This window comes from Mesorhizobium sp. P2_D5, assembly GCF_056404355.1.
Map to the genome: position 1 here is coordinate 24211 of NZ_JBFUEE010000001.1, position 15547 is coordinate 39757.

Sequence of the window (15547 nt, forward strand, 5' to 3'; positions counted from 1 at the left end):
CTACTGGCTCTCGCGGCCATCGGCGTTTTCAAGCACTTCAAAGTCGGTCATCAGCAGCAGCGGCTCGCCAGCCGCGCTGAGGCCCCAGAACGATGGATAGATTCCGTCACCCCAGCCGCTCCAGAACATCGCAATGTTGAGGGGATTGCCGACAACGGGGTGATGCATCGCGAACCGATCCTGGTTGGGCGCAAACTCGGCCGCCAGGACGTCGTCATAGTAATTCTGCTTGGCTTCAAGCTTGTCCTGCTGCTCAGACATCAACGCCATTGCCATCTTGTCCATGAACGAACCAAGACCGGCATCGACGGGATATCCAAATACCTCGTTGCCCTTCAGGGTCGATGCATCCTGATCGGGCAAGGTTGCCAGCTCCCAGCGAAACGGCCTGCCGGGCCGGAAGCGCAGGACTGCTGCAGCAACACGGCCTTGTGCCTCAAGCAACGATACCGGGTAGCGCCCTGGTCTGACCTTGCGGCTTAACGCTGGCCAGTCGGTTCCGGTAGTCAGGGGATCGCAGGCGACAATTTCGCCTGTCGGCAAATCCAGCTCGCCGATCACCGTGACGGTTATCTCGCGCTCCGCCATTTGCGCATCGCTCAGGTCGAAGAGGCCGAGATTGCTGCTCGCCTGCGCCGGCTCCCATTCGGGCGACACCACCGCCGGCGTGGACATGGAGGTCCACGGCTCACGCCGTAAGATCCGTAGCCCACGGCCCAGCTTGAACCCCAACTGCTCCAGCCAGCCGCTCATTGCGGATCAGCTCCGCTCACAGATCCAGAACCAGCCGTTCCGGATCCTCCAGGCTTTCCTTGACGCGGACCAGGAAGGTCACCGCTTCCTTGCCGTCGACGATGCGGTGATCGTAGCTGAGCGCCAGATACATCATCGGCCGGATCACGATCTGGCCACCGACCACCACCGGCCGGTCCTGGATCTTGTGCATGCCCAAAATCCCCGACTGCGGCGCGTTGAGGATCGGCGTCGACATCAGTGACCCGTAGACGCCACCGTTGGAAATCGTAAACGTGCCGCCCTGCATGTCGGCGACCGACAGCTTGCCGTCGCGCGCGGCGATGCCCAGGCGGCCAATCTCCTTCTCGATCTCGGCGATCGACATCTGGTCGGCATCGCGCACGACCGGCACGACCAGGCCCTTTTCGGTGCCGACGGCGACGCCGATATGGGCATAGTTCTTGAAGATGATGTCGGTGCTGTCGATCTCGGCATTGACCGAGGGGATTTCCTTCAAGGCGTGGGTGACGGCCTTGGTGAAGAAGCCCATGAAGCCAAGCTTCACGCCGTGCTTCTTCTCGAACACGTCCTTGTACTTTGTCCTGAGCGCCATCACCGCGCTCATGTCGACCTCGTTGAAGGTGGTCAGCATGGCGGCGGTCGACTGCGCTTCCTTGAGCCGGCGCGCGATGGTCTGGCGCAGCTTGGTCATGCGCACGCGCTCTTCGCGCGACGCATCGTCGCCCGAGGACGGCGCCCGCACCGCAACCGGCGCCGGCGCTGCCCTGGGGGTCTCGGCCGGCTGTGACGGCGCGCCCTTCGAGATCGCGTCGAGCACGTCGCCCTTCAGCACCTGGCCGCGCCTGCCCGAGCCGGAGAGCTGGTCGACGGCGAGATTTTTCTCGGCGATCAGTTTTGCCGCGGCTGGGGCCGGCGGCATGTTGCGCGGCTCGACCGCGCCGGCGTCGCCGGCGATCTTGGCGGTTTCGGCAGCGGCCTGCCTACCGGTCGATGCCGCGTCCGGCGACGAGGCCTGCGACACCGCCTGTGGCTTGGTTGCTGGTGCGGCGGCATCGCCACCCGCCGAAATCGAACCCAGCAGGGCGCCGACGCCGACCGTCTCACCTTCCTTGACGGTGATCTCGCCCAGCGTACCGGCGGCGGCGGCAGGCACCTCCACCGTCACCTTGTCGGTCTCGAGCTCGACCAGCGGTTCATCGGCGGCGATCGTGTCGCCGACCTTCTTGAACCATTTGCCGACGGTCGCTTCGGTGACGGATTCGCCGAGAGTGGGAACGCGGATTTCGGTAGCCATTGTGCCTGTCCGTTTCTTCCTGAGTTATTCGCCCAGATCTGTTCTATTCACCCGAGTCTCTTCTATTCACCGAGCGCGTCTTCGAGCAAGGCGGCGAGCTGGGCAAGGTGCTTCGACATCAGTCCGGTCGCCGGTGAGGCGGCCGCCGGGCGGCCGGTGTAGCGCACCCGCTGATGCTTGGCATCGATATGCGCCAGCACCCATTCCAGATACGGGTCGATGAACGACCAGGCGCCCATGTTCTTGGGCTCTTCCTGGCACCACACCATCTCCGCATTGCGGAAACGCGACAGTTCCGTAATCAGCGCCTTGGCCGGGAACGGATAGAGCTGTTCGACGCGCAGCAGGTAGATGTCGTTGATGCCGCGCTTCTCGCGCTCCTCGTAGAGGTCGTAATAGACCTTGCCCGAGCACAGCACGACGCGGCGGATCTTCGAATCCTTGGTGAGCTTGATCGCCTGGTTGGGAAGCAGCTGGGCATCGTCCCACAACAGCCGGTGGAACGAGCTTTCTCCCGAGATTTCCGGCAGCGTCGACACCGCCCGCTTGTGGCGCAGCAGCGACTTCGGCGTCATCAGGATCAGCGGCTTGCGGAAGTCGCGCTTCAACTGCCGGCGCAGGATGTGGAAATAGTTAGCCGGCGTCGTGCAGTTCGCCACTTGCATGTTGTCTTCGGCGCAAAGCTGCAGGAAGCGCTCGAGCCGGGCCGAGGAATGCTCCGGTCCCTGGCCTTCGTAGCCATGCGGCAAGAGGCAGACGAGGCCCGACATTCGGAGCCACTTGCGCTCGCCCGACGAGATGAACTGGTCGAACACCACCTGGGCGCCGTTGGCGAAATCGCCGAACTGCGCCTCCCACAAGGTCAGCGCCTTCGGTTCGGCCAGGCTGTAGCCATATTCGAAGCCCAGCACCGCCTCTTCCGACAACATCGAGTTGATGACTTCGTAGCCGGCCTGCGCCGCCGACAGATTGTTGAGCGGGATGTAGCGGGTCTCGTCGCGCTGGTCGTAGAGCACGGAATGCCGCTGCGAGAAGGTGCCGCGTTCGGAATCCTGACCCGAGAGGCGGATCGGATTGCCGTCGAGCAGGATGGCGCCGAAGGCCAGCGCCTCGGCCGTCGACCAGTCGATGCCTTCGCCGGAGTCGATCGCCTGGCGGCGGTTCTCGAGGAAGCGGATGATCGTCTTGTGCGCCTCGAAATCCTTCGGCACCTCGGTCAGCTTCTTGCCGATTTCCTTCAGCGTCTTGACCGGCACAGCGGTCTTGCCGCGCCGCTGTTCGTCCTGGTTGTCGGCCGTGCGCAGGCCCGACCAGGCGCCGTCCAGCCAGTCGGCCTTGTTGGGCTTGTAGCTCTGGCCGACTTCCCACTCGGATTCCAGATGCGCCCGCCAGTCGGCCTTCAGCTGGTCGAGTTCGGCCTGGGTGATGTGGCCCTCGGCGATCAGCCGGTCGCCATAGATCTGCACCGTCGTCTTGTGGGTGCGGATGTTGCGGTACATGATCGGCTGGGTGAAGGCCGGTTCGTCGCCCTCATTGTGGCCGAAGCGGCGGTAGCAGAACATGTCGACCACGACCGGCTTGTGGAACTTCATGCGGAATTCGATCGCCACCTTGGTGGCATGCACCACGGCTTCCGGATCATCGCCATTGACGTGGAAGATCGGCGCTTCGATCATCTTGGCCACATCAGATGGATAGGGCGACGAGCGCGAGAAACGCGGATTGGTAGTGAAGCCGATCTGGTTGTTGATGATGAAATGCAGCGTGCCGGCAACGCGATGGCCGCGCAGGCCCGACAGGCCGAGGATTTCGGCGATCACGCCCTGGCCGGCGAAGGCGGCATCGCCATGCAGCAGCAGCGGCAGCACCTTGGCGCGCTCTTCCAGCGGCACGATTTCCTCGCGGCTGCGGCCGAACAGATAGTCCTGCTTGGCGCGCGCCTTGCCCATCACCACCGGATCGACGATTTCCAGGTGCGAGGGATTGGCGGTCAAGGACAGATGCACCTTGTTGCCGTCGAACTCGCGGTCCGACGAGGCGCCGAGATGGTACTTGACGTCGCCCGAGCCCTCGACCTCGTCGGGGGCGGCCGAACCGCCCTTGAACTCGTGGAAGATGGCGCGATGCGGCTTGGCCATCACCTGGGAGAGCACGTTCAGCCGGCCGCGATGCGCCATGCCGAGCACGATCTCCTTCATGCCGAGCTGGCCGCCGCGCTTGACGATCTGCTCCAGCGCCGGGATCAGCGATTCACTGCCATCGAGGCCGAAGCGCTTGGTGCCCTTGTACTTGACGTCGATGAACTGCTCGAAGCCTTCGGCCTCGACCAGCTTCTGCAGGATCGCCTTCTTGCCGGTGGCGGTGAAGGAAATCTCCTTGTCGGCGCCCTCGATGCGCGCCTGGATCCAGGCCTTTTCCTCCGGATCGGAAATATGCATGAACTCGACGCCCAGCGTCGAGCAATAGGTGCGCGTCAGGATCTCCAGCATCTGCCGGATGGTGCCGAATTCGAGCCCGAGCACATTGTCGAGGAAGATCGGCCGGTCGTAGTCGGCGGCGGTGAAGCCGTAATTCTCTGGCGACAATTCGTTGTAGTCCTCGAGCGGCTTGGCGATGCCGAGCGGGTCGAGATTGGCGTGCAGATGGCCGCGCATGCGGTAGGCGCGGATCATCATGATGGCGCGCACCGAATCGCGCGTCGCCTGGTGCACATCGGCGTCGGAAAGGATGATGCCGTTGGTGACCGCCTTGTCCTTGACCTTCTTTTCCAGGTGCTTCTCGACGATGCCCCAGTTGCCGTCGAGCGCCGACACCAGTTCGCCATTGGCCTGCAGCGGCCAGGAGGGCTTGGCCCAGGAGGCGCCCTTGGCGTTCTTGCGCACATCGCCCGCGTCGTCCTTCAGCCCGGCGAAGAACTCCTGCCATTCGGGATTGACCGAAGCTGGATCGTCCTCATAGGCGGCGTAGAGCGCGTCGATATAGTCGGCGTTGCCGCCATAGAGGAAAGAGGTGAGCGAAAATTGGTCGTTGGCCTGATCTTGTCTTGCCATGTCTCTATCGAAGCCTTGGCTTCGTCTCCTTGTCAGAGCGAATAGTGAGTAGCGAATAGCGAGTAGGGATTTTCCCCAGGTCGCGCCGTTACTCCGTTTCCTATTCGCTATTCACTACTCGCTACTCACTTAACCCTTGATCGCCTCGACCAGCGTCGTGCCCAGCCGCGCCGGCGAGGGCGAAACTCTTATCCCGGCCGATTCCATCGCCGCGATCTTGTCCTCGGCGCCGCCCTTGCCGCCGGAGATCACCGCGCCCGCATGACCCATGGTGCGGCCGGCCGGCGCCGTGCGCCCGGCGATGAAGCCGGCCATCGGCTTCTTGCGGCCACGCTTGGCTTCGTCCTTGAGGAACTGCGCGGCGTCTTCCTCGGCCGAACCGCCGATCTCGCCGATCATGATGATCGACTTGGTCTCGTCATCGGCGAGGAACATCTCGAGCACGTCGATGAATTCGGTGCCCTTGACAGGGTCGCCGCCAATGCCGACGGCGGTGGTCTGGCCGAGGCCGACATTGGTGGTCTGGAACACAGCCTCATAGGTAAGTGTTCCCGAGCGCGAAACAACGCCAACCGAGCCCTTGCGGAAGATGTTTCCCGGCATGATGCCGATCTTGCATTCGTTGGGGGTGAGCACGCCCGGGCAGTTCGGGCCGATCAGCCGCGAGGTCGAACGGTCGAGCCGCGCCTTGACCTTGATCATGTCCATCACTGGGATGCCTTCGGTGATGCAGATGATCAGCGGGATCTCGGCCTCGATCGCTTCCAGGATCGCTTCGGCGGCGCCCGCCGGCGGCACATAGACGACCGAAGCGTTGGCGCCGGTCTTTTCCTTGCCCTCGGCGACGGTGGCGAAGATCGGCAGGCTCTCGCCCTTCGAGCCGGTCCAGGTCTCGCCACCCTTCTTGGGATGGATACCGCCGACCATCTTGGTGCCGTGATAGGCCAGCGCCTGTTCTGTGTGGAACGTACCGGTCTTGCCGGTCAGGCCTTGCACCAGCACCCTGGTGTTCTTGTCGACGAGAATGGACATGGTGGCCCTTTTTCTTAGAAATCGTTGATCGAGGAAGGTGAGACACGGCTGTAGACGCCGCTCACCATGTCTTGCCAGACATCGCTGCCGGCCGGTTGGAACTGCAGTCGCATGCGGTAACTGTCATTGCTGTCGAAATCGTAGGTCACCCGGGCCGACCCGCGCGGCGACGAGCGTAGCAGCGTCAGCGTATTGCCATCCCAGGTGCCTGTTGCCGGTGCGGTCGGCACAAAGCCCATCGAGTCGAATTGATGCATGGTTACGACGCTGCTTTGCTGGTCGAAGCCGAACACGCTGTGCGCGCCGAACGACACCGTGCCGTCGCGGCGCTGGCGATAGCGCTGCACCACGAACAGGCCGCCAAATTCAGCCACGGCAACTGCTTCGGCCGTCGCTGTGGCGGCATCTGTCCATTGCGTGGCCGCCACATCTTCCTCGCCACGCCAAGTGCCGACCAGCGCTTGCAGGCGCTGGTGGTCGGACGAGAGCGAAGAGAAGGAGGCCGCGTTCATGGTCAGAGCCGCTTCAGGTCGGCGACGGTGAGGTCGCTCTTGGCGTTGCCCGTGTTGAGCGTCGTCGCCGGCTCGAACATCAGCACCACCGGTTCCTTGCTGAGCGAACGCGGCCGGTGCTCGACGCCGCGCGGCACGACCATGAAGTCGCCCTCGCCGAGCTCGACCGGACCGTCGCGGAAATCGATGGCAATGCGGCCGCGTAGCACGAGGAAGGCTTCATCCTCATTGTCATGCGCGTGCCAGTCGAAGACCTCGCCGAACTTGGCGACTTTCGCCTGGCTGTCGTTGACGTCGCCGGCAATATGCGGATCGAAGACCTTGTTGATCTTTTGATCCGCCGCCTCGACCAGGTTTATCTTGCGCGGAGGCACCGGATCAGCCCTTCACCGCCGCCACGATCTTCTTGGCCGCGTCGTCGAGATCATCTGCCGACACCACGTTGAGGCCGCTGTCGTTGATGATCTTCTTGCCGAGCTCGGCATTGGTGCCTTCCAGGCGCACCACCAGCGGCACTTCCAGGCCGACTTCCTTGACCGCGGCAATCACGCCCTCGGCGATGATGTCGCACTTCATGATGCCGCCAAAGATGTTGATCAGGATGCCCTTGACCGCCGGATCCTTGGTGATGATCTTGAACGCCGCCGTCACCTTCTCCTTCGACGCACCGCCGCCGACATCGAGGAAGTTGGCCGGTTCGGCGCCATAGAGCTTGATGATGTCCATCGTCGCCATGGCGAGGCCGGCGCCGTTGACCATGCAGCCGATATTGCCGTCGAGCGCGACATAGGCGAGGTCGTATTTCGACGCCTCGATCTCCTTCTCGTCCTCTTCGGTGGTGTCGCGCAGTTCGAGCACGTCGGGATGGCGGAACAGCGCGTTGTTGTCGAACGACACTTTTGCGTCGAGCACGCGCAGCCGGCCATTCTTCATGACGATCAGCGGGTTGACCTCGAGCAGGCTCATGTCCTTCTCGACAAAGGCCTCGTAGAGGATCGGGAACAGCGTATCGCCATCCCGGCCGGCGTCGCCGTCGAGCTTCAGCGCGCCGTTGAGCGCCTTTAGATCGGCCGCTGTGACGCCCTTTTCCGGGTCGATGGCGACGGTGATGATCTTTTCCGGCGTGTCGTGCGCGACCGCCTCGATGTCCATGCCGCCTTCGGTCGAGACGACGAAGGCAACGCGGCCGACCGAGCGGTCGACCAGGATCGACAGATAGAGTTCGCGATCGATGTCGGCGCCGTCTTCGATATAGAGGCGGTTGACCTGCTTGCCGGCCGGACCGGTCTGCTTGGTCACCAGCGTATGCCCGAGCATTTCGTTGGCGTTGGCGACCACGTCGGCCACCGACTTCGCCAGCCTGACGCCACCCTTGGCATCAGGGCCGAGTTCCTTGAACTTGCCCTTGCCGCGGCCGCCGGCATGGATCTGGCTCTTCACCACATAGAGCGGGCCGGGCAGCGCCTTGGCGGCGGCTTCCGCTTCGCTCGCCTTGAACACCGGCACGCCTTCGGCCACCGGCGCGCCAAAGCTCTTCAGCAGCGCCTTGCCCTGATACTCATGGATGTTCATCTTCGATGTCTCCGGGTCGACTGCTGGGGGTTACTTCGAGGCGAGCTGCGGCGCGATCTTGACGCAGGCCTCGGTCAGGCCCTGCACCGTCGCCACCGAAGCGTCGAACATCTTCTGCTCGCTCTTGTTGAGGTCGATCTCGATAATGCGCTCGACGCCGCCGGCGCCGATCACCACGGGCACGCCGACATAGGTGTTCTTGACGCCATACTGGCCGGAAAGATACGCCGCGCACGGCAGCACGCGCTTCTTGTCCTTGAGATAGGCTTCCGCCATCGAGATCGCCGAGGCGGCCGGCGCGTAATAGGCCGAGCCGGTCTTGAGCAGGCCGACGATCTCGGCGCCGCCGTCGCGGGTGCGCTGGACGATCTGGTCGAGCTTTTCCTTCGACGTCCAGCCCATCTTGATCAGGTCGGGCAGCGGGATGCCGGAAACCGTCGAATAGCGGATCATCGGCACCATGGAATCGCCATGGCCGCCGAGCACGAAGGCGGTGACGTCCTCGACCGAGACCTTGAATTCCTCGGCCAGGAAATAGCGGAAGCGCGAACTGTCGAGCACGCCGGCCATGCCGACGACATGGCTCTTGGGCAGGCCCGAGAACTTCTGCAGCGCCCAGACCATGGCGTCGAGCGGGTTGGTGATGCAGATGACGAAGGCCTTCGGCGCATACTTCTTCAGGCCGGCGCCGACCTGTTCCATGACTTTGAGATTGATGCCAAGCAGGTCGTCGCGGCTCATGCCCGGCTTGCGCGGCACGCCGGCGGTGACGATGCAGACGTCGGCACCCTCGATGCCGGCATAGTCGTTGACGCCGGTGAGACGGCTGTCGAAGCCATCGACCGGCGACGACTGCGCGATATCCAGCCCCTTGCCTTGCGGGATACCCTCGGCAATATCGAACAGCACCACGTCGCCGAGATCCTTGAGGCCGATCATGTGGGCGAGCGTGCCGCCGATCATGCCAGAGCCGATAAGCGCTATCTTGTTGCGTGCCATGTCAGGATGTTTTCCCTTTGTCAGTGACGGCGCCCAAGTCCTTGGCGACTTGGTTGGCGGCGTCGAGGAAGAGGCCGGAATGCTGCGAGGAACCCGCGGATTTTCGCCGCACCAAATAGCCTTGGTGCAAGATAAATTCAATCGATTATTTCGGAGCTAGCATTTTCAATCGGTTAGATAGATTGGGATTTACGTAAACGTCAAAGTTTGTAAGCCGACTTGAGGGAATTTACACAATGAAGATGGAAATCCGAAGGCTATTTCCGGGCGATGACGCCCTTGTGATGCAGGTCGCCGAGGACGTCTTCGACGAGCCGGTCATGCCGGATCGGCTGGCAGCCTATCTCCACGAACCTGGCCATTTCATGATCGTGGCGCTCGCCGGCGACGTGGTCGTCGGGCAATGCGCCGCAATCATCCACCGCCACCCCGACAAGGTCAGCGAGCTCTACATAGACGAGGTCGGCGTTTCGCCGGCCTTCCAGCGCCAGGGCATCGCGCGAGACATGCTCGACGCGATGTTTGCGATTGGCCGTGACCATGGCTGCGAGGAGGCCTGGGTCGGCACCGAGCCGGGCAATGTGCCTGCCCGGGCGCTCTATGAGTCGCGCAAAGAGCCGCATGGGCCGGCGGAAGATTTCGTGATGTATCTGTATGCGCTTTAGATCTTTGGCGCCGGCGAGACAGAGGAGGGGCAGGGATCGCGACCTTCCGAAGAACTATCTCAGGCCCGTGCCTGCTCTGCCTCTGGCGCTGCCCTCGCCTTGCGCCGTTCCGCCCAATCCTCCAGCCAGTCGCGGCTTTGCATCTCGATCAGGCGTGATGCCGTGCGTTCGAACTCGAAGACCTCGACCCCGCGTTTGGCTTGATAGAGCTGCGGCGGCGGGGCCGCGGCGCTGACCACCAGCCGCGCATGATGATCGTAGAGCGTGTCGATCAACAGGATGAAGCGCTTGGCCTCGTTGCGCTTGCCTTCGCCGAGCACCGGGACGCGATCGATGAAGATGGTCGAGAAGCGGCCGGCGATTGCCAGGAAATCGCGGGCGCCAAGCGGCTTTTCGCAGAGATCGGCGAAGGAAAACCGCGCCGCGTCGCCGGCGGCAGCGGGCACCACCACCTGCCGTCCCTTGAGGGTCAGCGAGGTCTCGGCCGTCGGCACGCCGCGCGTCATGGTTTGCCAGGCCTCGTCGAGCATCTCGTCGGCCGTCGCATCGGCCGGCGTGACATAGACCGGCGTGCGGACGAGCTTTTCCAGCCGGTAGTCCTTGTCGGCGTCGAGCGACAGCACCCGCGCATGCCGCTCCAGGATACCGATGAAAGGCAGGAAAAGCTGGCGGTTCAGGCCGTCACCATAGAGATTCTCCGGCGCCACGTTCGAGGTGGCGACCAGCACCACGCCGCTGGCAAACAGCGCCGAAAACAGCCGCGACAGGATCATCGCGTCGGCAATGTCGGTGACCGAGAACTCGTCGAAGCACAGCACCCAGGCCTGCTCGGCAAGCGCCTTGGCCACCGGCGGAATCGGGTCGTCCTCCTTGACCGAGCCATCCTTGCGCGCCTGCCGGTGCTTCTGGATGCGGTCCTGCACATCGGCCATGAAGTCGTTGAAATGGACGCGGCGCTTGCGCCGCACCGGCAGCAATTCGAAGAACATGTCCATCAGCATGGTCTTGCCGCGGCCGACCCCGCCATGGATGTAGAGGCCTTTGACGGCCTCATGTGTCTCGCGCTTGCGGGCAAAAAGCCAGCCAAGCGCGCTGGACTTGTGCGCCAGCCGCTTGGCCGAAATCTCGTCGGTCAGCCGGTCCAGCGCGGCGGCGATCCGTTCCTGCGCCGGATCGCGTTCGATCGCACCGGTTTCCACCAGATGGTCGTAGCGCTGCCTGACGGTCGCATGGGTCTGGAGGCCGTCACGCAGATGCATCGGTCACGTCGTTGTCGAGCAATTCCAGGAAGGGTGTGTAGCGTTTTCCGTCCGGAATTGCGTAAGAACAAATAAGGGGCGGTCGCCTACCTTGTAAGCGAAATCGCCTGGCCGTTGGAAGTCTGGCCGTCGAATTTCGATCCGCCCGACGAATAGAGCCGTGCCAGCGCGCCGCCATTTTCGTCATAGAGCGTCAGCTGCTTGCCGGCGACATTCCACGACTTGATGCCGTCGATCGGTGCCGGGCAGTGCAACGGCCCGGCGCGGAAGCCGGCGCCGAACTTGGTCTGCGGGGTCGCTACCTTGCAGCTCTGGCCCGAAACGCTGGCATTCCAGACACCGGCGACGCTGGCCGCGGTCAGGTCCGCGGCACCGGCGGGCGCCGAGCCGTCCGGCGGCAAGGACGCAACCTGCGTATTCCCAGGCGCGGTCGGGAATTTCGACGGGTCGGTGGCGCCCGGTGCTGCCGGCGGCGGCAGCTGATTGGCGGTCACCTGGCCGGCCGGTGCCGGCTGCAGCGGTGCCGGCTGCTGGTCGTCCATCGACGAGAACCGTGAGGTCGAACAGCCGCTCGCAACGAGCGCCGCCAGCGATACAGCCACCAGGCCGCTTTTCGAAAAAATCATTCCAACCTCCGTCGGATTCGGCTGGGGGGCGCCGTCCGTACAATCTCACCCCCACCAAGATGGAGAAGGTGGCGAAATTTCAACCCGATATGGTTAAAATACGGTTTGCGGCAAAATTTGTTGCAAATTTATCGCAATCCCGGCGTCACCGGTCGGCTGTCGGTCCCGCCATCGGGATCTGGCCACACCGTACCCAGCCCAAGCGCCCGGCAAGCCAAATGCTTGCGCCGGCCGGCATTGGTCCTATCTCTTGGAAACCGAAACCTGCTGGAGCTGCAAAATTGGCCGCGAGAAAGAGGGCCGCCAACCGCTACTACAGCGGCCCGCCCAGCGATCATTTCGACGGCACCTTGTTCTTCAATCCCGACGGCCAGCCACCCGGCCGTTTCGCCGACCTGCTGAAATGGCAGTTCAGCGGCAAGCGCTCGAAATGGCCGACGCCCACACCGAACCCCTTTCTGCAGATAAAACCGGCGACACGGATCGAAGGCGCAGCACTGCAAGTGACCATGGTCGGTCATTCCACCTTGCTGATCCAGACCGCGGGCCTGAACATCCTCACCGATCCGGTCTGGTCGCCGCGTGTATCGCCACTCTCCTTTGCCGGACCGAAACGGATCAACCCGCCAGGCATCGCCTTCGCCGACCTGCCGCCGATCGACCTCGTACTGGTCAGTCACAACCATTACGACCATCTCGACCTCGCCACGCTGAAGCGGCTGAAGGCCAGTCACGACCCGCTGGTGATCACCCCGCTCGGCAACGATGCGCTGATTGGCGATGCAGTTCCCGGTATGCGGCTGTCGGCGCATGACTGGGGCGACAGGGTCGAGGTAGGCGACCGCGTCGCCGTCCATGTCGAACCGGTGCACCACTGGTCGGCGCGTGGCGCCCGCGACCGGCGCATGGCGCTGTGGGCCGGCTTCGTCATCGAGACGCCGGATGGCAACGTCTATTTCGCCGGCGACACCGGCTTCCACGATGGCATCAACTACCGGCTGATGGCTGAAAAGCATGGCGGTTTCCGTTTCGCCATCCTGCCGATCGGCGCCTATGAGCCGCGCTGGTTCATGGCGCCGCAGCATCAGAATCCGGAAGAGGCCGTGCACGGCATGCAACTGTGCAACGCCGCTTATGCCGCGGGCTGCCACTGGGGCACCTTCCAACTCACTGACGAACCGATCGACGAGCCGGCCCGGAAATTGACCGAGGCGCTCGACGATCAAGGCATCCCGCGGCAGCACTTTCGCGCCTTGCGGCCCGGCGAGGTCTGGGACGTGCCAGCCATCTAGCCGAGCAGCCCGCCAAGGAACCCAAATTGCTAGAACGCGTTGCTTCCCCAACGCAATTTGGCTGGGAGCCTCTCCATGATCAAATGGATCATCATTCTGCTGATCGTCGCCGCGGCGGCGAGCCTGCTCGGCATGCCGGCCCTGGCAGGAGCCGCTGCCACCGGCGCGCGCATCCTCATCGGCATTGTTCTGGTCATCTTCCTGCTGGTGGTGCTCGGCATCTTCGCGGTGACGTAGCCCTGCTGCGCACTGGTAATTCCTACTCGTTTCCGCCATATAGCGCCAAACGGACACGGAATTCGCGGAGCAATGGCCAGCACTGCCCCTTTCGCCAAGATGAACGGCATCGGCAACGAGATCATCGTTGCCGATATGCGTAGCCGTGCCGATCGGGTGACAGCGGCCGCGGCAATCGCGCTGAACGCCGATACCGCGACCAGGTTCGACCAGATCATGGCGATCCACGACGCCAGGACGCCAGGCACCGCCTTTTTCATCGACATCTTGAATTCCGACGGCTCCAAGGCGCAGGCCTGCGGCAACGGCATGCGCTGCGTCGTCCAGGCGCTGGCCGCCGAGACCGGCCAGAAGAATTTCACCTTCGAGACCATCGCCGGCATCCTCAACGCGCGCGAACATGCCGATGGGTCGATCTCGGTCGACATGGGCACACCGCGTTTCGGCTGGCAGGATATTCCGCTGGCCGAGGAATTCCACGACACCCGCATGATCGAGCTGCAGATCGGCCCGATCGACGCGCCGGTTCTGCATTCGCCCTCGGTCGTCTCGATGGGCAACCCGCACGCCATCTTCTGGGTCGACCGCGACGTCTGGTCCTATGAGCTCGACCGCTTCGGGCCGCTGCTCGAGAACCATCCGATGTTTCCCGAACGCGCCAACATCACCATCGCCGAGGTCACCTCGCACGACACCATGGTCATCCGCACCTGGGAGCGCGGCGCCGGCCTGACCAAGGCCTGCGGCTCCGCCGCATGCGCATCGGTGGTCGCGGCGGCCCGCACCAACCGGACCGGCCGCAGCGTCAGCCTGATGACTCCAGGCGGCGGCTCGCTCCATGTCGAATGGCTTGAAAATGACCACGTCATCCTCACGGGTGCCGCCGAATGGGAGTTTTCCGGCAGCTTCGATCCGTCGACCGGCGCCTGGGCCCGCGACACCGAAAGCGCGGCCTGATGGCCTCCCAGGGTATCGATGTCGTCACCTTCGGCTGCCGGCTGAACACCTATGAGTCCGAGGTTATGCGGCGCGAGGCGGAAAGCGCCGGCCTTGGCGCACTGGAAGGCGGCGCCGTGATCTTCAACACCTGCGCCGTAACCGGCGAGGCGGTGCGTCAGGCCAAGCAGGCGATCCGGAAGGCGCGCCGCGACAATCCCGCAGCGCGCATCATCGTCACCGGCTGCGCCGCGCAGACCGAACCGCAGAATTTCACCGCCATGGACGAGGTCGACCTCGTGCTTGGCAATGAGGAGAAGCTGAAGGCGAACTCCTATCGCGCACTGCCGGATTTCGGTGTCAACGACACCGAGAAGGCACGCGTCAACGACATCTTTTCAGTGCGCGAGACTGCCGGCCACATGGTCGACGCCATCGAGGGCAGGGCGCGCGCCTTCGTCCAGGTTCAGAATGGCTGCGACCACCGCTGCACCTTCTGCATCATCCCTTACGGCCGCGGCAATTCCCGTTCGGTGCCAATGGGCGCCGTGGTCGAGCAGGTCAAGCGCCTCGCCGGCAATGGCTATGCCGAGATCGTGCTGACCGGCGTCGACATGACCAGTTTTGGCGCCGACCTTCCGGGCGCCCCGAAGCTCGGCAAGCTTGTGAAGACCATCCTCAAGCAGGTGCCCGATGTGAAGCGCCTAAGGCTGTCGTCGATCGATTCGATCGAGGCCGACGACGATTTGCTCGACGCCATCGCCACCGAGCCGCGGCTGATGCCGCATTTGCATCTGTCGCTGCAGTCCGGCGACGACATGATCCTGAAGCGCATGAAGCGCCGGCATCTGCGCGATCAGTCGATCCGCTTCTGCGAGGATGTGCGCAAGCTGCGCCCCGGCATCGTCTTCGGCGCCGACATCATCGCCGGTTTCCCGACCGAAACGGATGACATGTTCGAAAATTCGGAAAAGATCGTCGAGGAATGCGGACTGACCCATCTCCATGTCTTCCCGTTCAGCCCCCGCGAAGGCACGCCCGCCGCGCGCATGCCGCAGGTGCGGCGCGAATTGGTCAAGCAGCGCGCCGCCCGGCTGCGCGCCGCCGGTGAAGCTGCGCATCGGCGCCATCTGTCGTCGCTTTCCGGAACCCGCCAGTCGATCCTGATCGAGCGCAACGGTCTTGGCCGCACCGAAGGCTTTACGCTTGCCGCGCTCGGCGCGGGTGTGCCGGGCGAGATCATCGAGGCTGACATCACCGGCCACGATGGTACCAGGCTGATCGCCGTGCCCCTTGCCGCCCGCGCCGCCTGAGAAA

At 63.6% G+C, this 15547-nt stretch carries 15 protein-coding genes; 5 read left to right on the top strand and 10 right to left on the bottom strand.

Going from position 1 to position 15547, the window contains the following annotated elements:
• The 8 genes from AC1DYW_RS00135 to mdh form a co-directional block, all read right to left on the bottom strand.
• On the bottom strand, positions 1-753 hold the full coding sequence (locus AC1DYW_RS00135) for a DUF4241 domain-containing protein (protein ID WP_457150734.1): 753 nt from the start codon (positions 751-753) through the stop codon (positions 1-3).
• A 16-nt stretch (positions 754-769) separates the two neighbouring features.
• The gene (gene odhB / locus AC1DYW_RS00140) at positions 770-2050 is read right to left on the bottom strand and encodes a 2-oxoglutarate dehydrogenase complex dihydrolipoyllysine-residue succinyltransferase (protein ID WP_457150733.1); all 1281 of its coding nucleotides are present in this window, start codon (positions 2048-2050) and stop codon (positions 770-772) included.
• A 62-nt stretch (positions 2051-2112) separates the two neighbouring features.
• Positions 2113-5100 (bottom strand): 2-oxoglutarate dehydrogenase E1 component, encoded by a 2988-nt coding sequence (locus AC1DYW_RS00145; RefSeq protein WP_477224715.1) that lies wholly within the window; start codon positions 5098-5100, stop codon positions 2113-2115.
• A gap of 129 nt (positions 5101-5229) precedes the next feature.
• Entirely contained in the window at positions 5230-6132 is a 903-nt protein-coding gene (gene sucD, locus AC1DYW_RS00150; protein WP_457151651.1) for a succinate--CoA ligase subunit alpha, read from the bottom strand.
• Positions 6133-6146: 14 nt separating this feature from the next.
• Positions 6147-6644 carry a DUF1579 family protein gene (locus AC1DYW_RS00155; protein ID WP_457151652.1) on the bottom strand — a complete coding sequence of 166 codons (498 nt, stop codon included), beginning with the start codon at positions 6642-6644 and terminating at the stop codon, positions 6147-6149.
• 2 nt (positions 6645-6646) lie between these two features.
• Positions 6647-7018 (bottom strand): cupin domain-containing protein, encoded by a 372-nt coding sequence (locus AC1DYW_RS00160; RefSeq protein WP_457151653.1) that lies wholly within the window; start codon positions 7016-7018, stop codon positions 6647-6649.
• 4 nt (positions 7019-7022) lie between these two features.
• Positions 7023-8216 carry an ADP-forming succinate--CoA ligase subunit beta gene (gene sucC / locus AC1DYW_RS00165; RefSeq protein WP_457151654.1) on the bottom strand — a complete coding sequence of 398 codons (1194 nt, stop codon included), beginning with the start codon at positions 8214-8216 and terminating at the stop codon, positions 7023-7025.
• A gap of 30 nt (positions 8217-8246) precedes the next feature.
• Complete coding sequence (gene mdh, locus AC1DYW_RS00170) at positions 8247-9215, bottom strand: malate dehydrogenase (protein WP_095084011.1); 969 nt, start codon at positions 9213-9215, stop codon at positions 8247-8249.
• A 236-nt stretch (positions 9216-9451) separates the two neighbouring features.
• On the opposite strand from mdh, the gene AC1DYW_RS00175 reads away from it, so the two are divergent.
• Positions 9452-9880, top strand: a complete 429-nt coding sequence (locus AC1DYW_RS00175) for an N-acetyltransferase family protein (RefSeq protein ID WP_477224716.1) — start codon at positions 9452-9454, stop codon at positions 9878-9880.
• 59 nt (positions 9881-9939) lie between these two features.
• Here AC1DYW_RS00175 and zapE read toward each other — a convergent pair whose 3' ends face one another.
• Together zapE and AC1DYW_RS00185 are read right to left on the bottom strand one after the other, a co-directional pair.
• Positions 9940-11139 (bottom strand): cell division protein ZapE, encoded by a 1200-nt coding sequence (gene zapE / locus AC1DYW_RS00180; protein WP_457151657.1) that lies wholly within the window; start codon positions 11137-11139, stop codon positions 9940-9942.
• An 86-nt stretch (positions 11140-11225) separates the two neighbouring features.
• Entirely contained in the window at positions 11226-11765 is a 540-nt protein-coding gene (locus tag AC1DYW_RS00185; RefSeq protein WP_184872609.1) for a protease inhibitor Inh/omp19 family protein, read from the bottom strand.
• Between the two features lie 281 nt (positions 11766-12046).
• Between AC1DYW_RS00185 and AC1DYW_RS00190 the strand changes: the two genes are divergently transcribed.
• The 4 genes from AC1DYW_RS00190 to mtaB all read left to right on the top strand — a co-directional run bounded on the left by AC1DYW_RS00190 (position 12047) and on the right by mtaB (position 15543).
• Complete coding sequence (locus tag AC1DYW_RS00190; RefSeq protein ID WP_457151658.1) at positions 12047-13057, top strand: MBL fold metallo-hydrolase; 1011 nt, start codon at positions 12047-12049, stop codon at positions 13055-13057.
• A 75-nt stretch (positions 13058-13132) separates the two neighbouring features.
• Positions 13133-13294 carry a DUF1328 family protein gene (locus AC1DYW_RS00195; protein ID WP_010912345.1) on the top strand — a complete coding sequence of 54 codons (162 nt, stop codon included), beginning with the start codon at positions 13133-13135 and terminating at the stop codon, positions 13292-13294.
• A 72-nt stretch (positions 13295-13366) separates the two neighbouring features.
• Positions 13367-14251, top strand: coding sequence for a diaminopimelate epimerase (dapF, locus tag AC1DYW_RS00200; protein ID WP_457151659.1), 885 nt, complete (start codon positions 13367-13369; stop codon positions 14249-14251).
• Entirely contained in the window at positions 14251-15543 is a 1293-nt protein-coding gene (gene mtaB, locus AC1DYW_RS00205; RefSeq protein ID WP_457151660.1) for a tRNA (N(6)-L-threonylcarbamoyladenosine(37)-C(2))-methylthiotransferase MtaB, read from the top strand. Before dapF ends, mtaB begins: the two co-directional genes overlap by 1 nt.
• Positions 15544-15547: the final 4 nt, after the last annotated feature.